We start from the raw sequence: 2476 nt of genomic DNA, 5'->3' as shown, positions 1-2476 counted from the left end.
CCCCCCCCCGCCCACCCCCCCGGCCGGGAGGCGGCCGGCGACGTGGTCTTCTACAACAGCGTCGGGCTGGGCGTGCAGGACGCCGCGGCCGCCGCCGTCATCGTGGACCGCGCCCGCGCCGCCGGGGCGGGCAGGATCGTGGCGCTCTAGCGGGCCGATCCGCCGGGCCGATCCGCCCCACGCGCGGCGCCGTCGGTAAACTACGTGTTCGTTAAAGCGAACGCAAGGGACGCGGGCGATCGGCGTCCCGCGGGCGAAGGGGGCGGGCACGTGGGCGGTCCGGGCGATTCGGTGCGGGACGTGCTGGCGGGCAACCTGCGCCGCGCGCGGCTGGAGCTCGGGCTGTCGCTGTCGGAGCTGTCGCGCCGGTCGAAGATCGGCAAGGCGACGCTCTCCCAGCTGGAGGCGGGCGCCGGCAACCCCACCATCGAGACGGTGTTCAGCCTGTCGCGCGCCCTGGAGGTGCCGATCTCCGACCTGCTGGACCACCAGGAGCCGTCCGGGCTGACCGTGGTGCGCGGCGCCGACGTCGAGGTGCTGCGCGGCGAGGGCGTCGACCTGCGGCCGCTGCGCGGCATCGAGTCCGGCGGAGCGATCTTCGAGGTGTACGACCAGCAGGTCAGGGCCGACTCCCGGCAGGACTCGCTGGGCCATGTCGGGACCGAGCACACGATCGTGCAGGCGGGCCGGCTCGGCGTTCGGGTGGACGACCGGGACGTGGAGCTCGGACCCGGCGACTACGTGAGCTTCGATGCGCGGCTGCCGCACACCTACACCGCCCTCGACGGGCCCGTCCGCTCCGTGCTGCTCCTGCAGTACCGCTCTGACCAGCGGCTTCACGCGACGCCCGCGGAACCGCCGCACCTGGTCGAGACGCCGTGACGCCGGTCTCATCCGCGCGTTGACAGCGCGCGGCGCACCGACATACTCTCGGGGTCGTTCGGTTTAACGAACGCCCTGGACGGTGCGTGGTGGGAGGGTCGATGACGCGGGTCGTGGTGCTCGGCGCCGGGATGATCGGTGCGGCCTGCGCCCGCGAGCTGGCCCTCGCGGGATGCGCGGTCACGGTCGTCGACCGGTCCGGTCCCGCCGCGGGCACCACCGCCCACGGCGAGGGCAACGTCCTGGTCTCCGACAAGGGCCCCGGCCCCGAGCTGGAGCTGGCGAAGCTGTCCCGCGAGCTGTGGCCCGCGATCCTGGACGGCGACCCGAACGCCGGCGCCGCCGAATGGGACCCCAAGGGCGGCATCGTCGTCGCCACCACGCCCGAGGGCGCCGGCGCGCTCGCCGAGTTCGCCGAGGGCCAGCGCAAGGCCGGGGTCACCGCCGAGGAGATGGACGCCGCCGCGCTCGCCGCCGCCGAGCCCCACCTCACCCGCGACGTCGCGATGGCCGTCCGCTACCCCGAGGACGCGCAGGTGCAGCCCGCCGGCGCCGCGACCGCGCTGCTGGCCGCCGCCGTCCGCGCCGGAGCCGAGCTGCGCACCGGCCGCGAGGTGCTCGGCGCCGTCCGCCGCGGCGGCCGGAGCACCGGCGTCCGCACCTCCGCCGGGACGATCGAGGGCGACGCGGTCGTCAACGCCGCCGGGCCCTGGTCGGGGGAGGTGGCGAAGAGGCTCGGCGTCCGGCTCGACGTGCGGCCCCGGCGCGGCGAGGTGCTGGTGACCGCGCCGATGCCGCCGACCGTCTTCCACAAGGTCTACGACGCCGACTACGTCGGCGCCGTCGGCAGCGCCGCCGAGGACCTCCAGGCGTCCGCGGTCGTCGAGGCCACCCGCGGCGGCACGATCCTGCTCGGCTCGTCGCGCCGCCGCGTCGGGTTCGACGACCGGCTCCGCCCCGAGGTGCTGTCGGTCATCGCCGCCAAGGCGCTCCGGCTGTTCCCGATGCTGGCCGGCGTGCCGGTGATCCGGGCCTACGGCGGGTTCCGCCCGTTCGTCCCCGACCATCTGCCGGTCATCGGCGCCGACCCCGGGCTGGACGGCCTCTGGCACGCCACCGGGCACGAGGGCGCCGGCATCGGGCTGTCCGTCGGCACCGCCGCCGTCCTGCGCGACCTGATGCTCGGCCGCGAGCCCGCGATCGACGCGGCGCCGTTCCGCGCCGACCGGCCCGCCGTCCAGTCCGAAGGAGAGAACCTGTGAGCGCGAGAGTCGTGCCCGCGGCCGGGGACGCGGCGGGGCGCCGCCCCGACGTCCCGCTGCGGATCACCGTGGACGGCGAGCCCGTCGACGGCGTCGCCGGGCAGACGATCGCCGGCGTGCTGCTCGCCTCCGGGCGCCGCACCTGGCGGTCCGGGCCGTCCGGCGCCCCGCGCGGCGTGTTCTGCGGGATCGGCGCCTGCTTCGACTGCCTCGTCACTGTCAACGGCGTCCGCGACGTGCGGGCCTGCCGCCGCCGCGCGCACGAGGGCGACACCGTCGCCACCCAGTCCCGGGCGGAGGACGCCCGATGAGCCGCCACGTCGTGGTCGTCG

Annotated in this window: 3 protein-coding genes and 1 pseudogene; all 4 read left to right on the top strand. The window is 76.3% G+C overall.

Annotated features, from left to right (window positions below; translation table 11 throughout):
* Nucleotides 1-150, top strand: a pseudogene (locus tag ABZ914_RS50160) (hypothetical protein); the annotation flags it as partial.
* A 120-nt stretch (nt 151-270) separates the two neighbouring features.
* Nucleotides 271-882 (top strand): helix-turn-helix domain-containing protein, encoded by a 612-nt coding sequence (locus tag ABZ914_RS50155; protein ID WP_500201643.1) that lies wholly within the window; start codon nt 271-273, stop codon nt 880-882.
* A 101-nt stretch (nt 883-983) separates the two neighbouring features.
* On the top strand, nt 984-2144 hold the full coding sequence (locus ABZ914_RS50150; protein ID WP_500201642.1) for an NAD(P)/FAD-dependent oxidoreductase: 1161 nt from the start codon (nt 984-986) through the stop codon (nt 2142-2144).
* Nucleotides 2141-2455, top strand: coding sequence for a (2Fe-2S)-binding protein (locus ABZ914_RS50145; RefSeq protein WP_500201641.1), 315 nt, complete (start codon nt 2141-2143; stop codon nt 2453-2455). The genes ABZ914_RS50150 and ABZ914_RS50145 overlap by 4 nt, the downstream gene beginning before the upstream one ends.
* Nucleotides 2456-2476 lie beyond the last annotated feature (21 nt).

Origin of the sequence: Spirillospora sp. NPDC046719 (assembly GCF_040645715.1) — a bacterium.
Lineage (GTDB): Bacteria > Actinomycetota > Actinomycetes > Streptosporangiales > Streptosporangiaceae > Spirillospora.
Note: the sequence above shows the minus strand (reverse complement) of the source record. Positions and strands in the feature narration are given on the sequence as shown.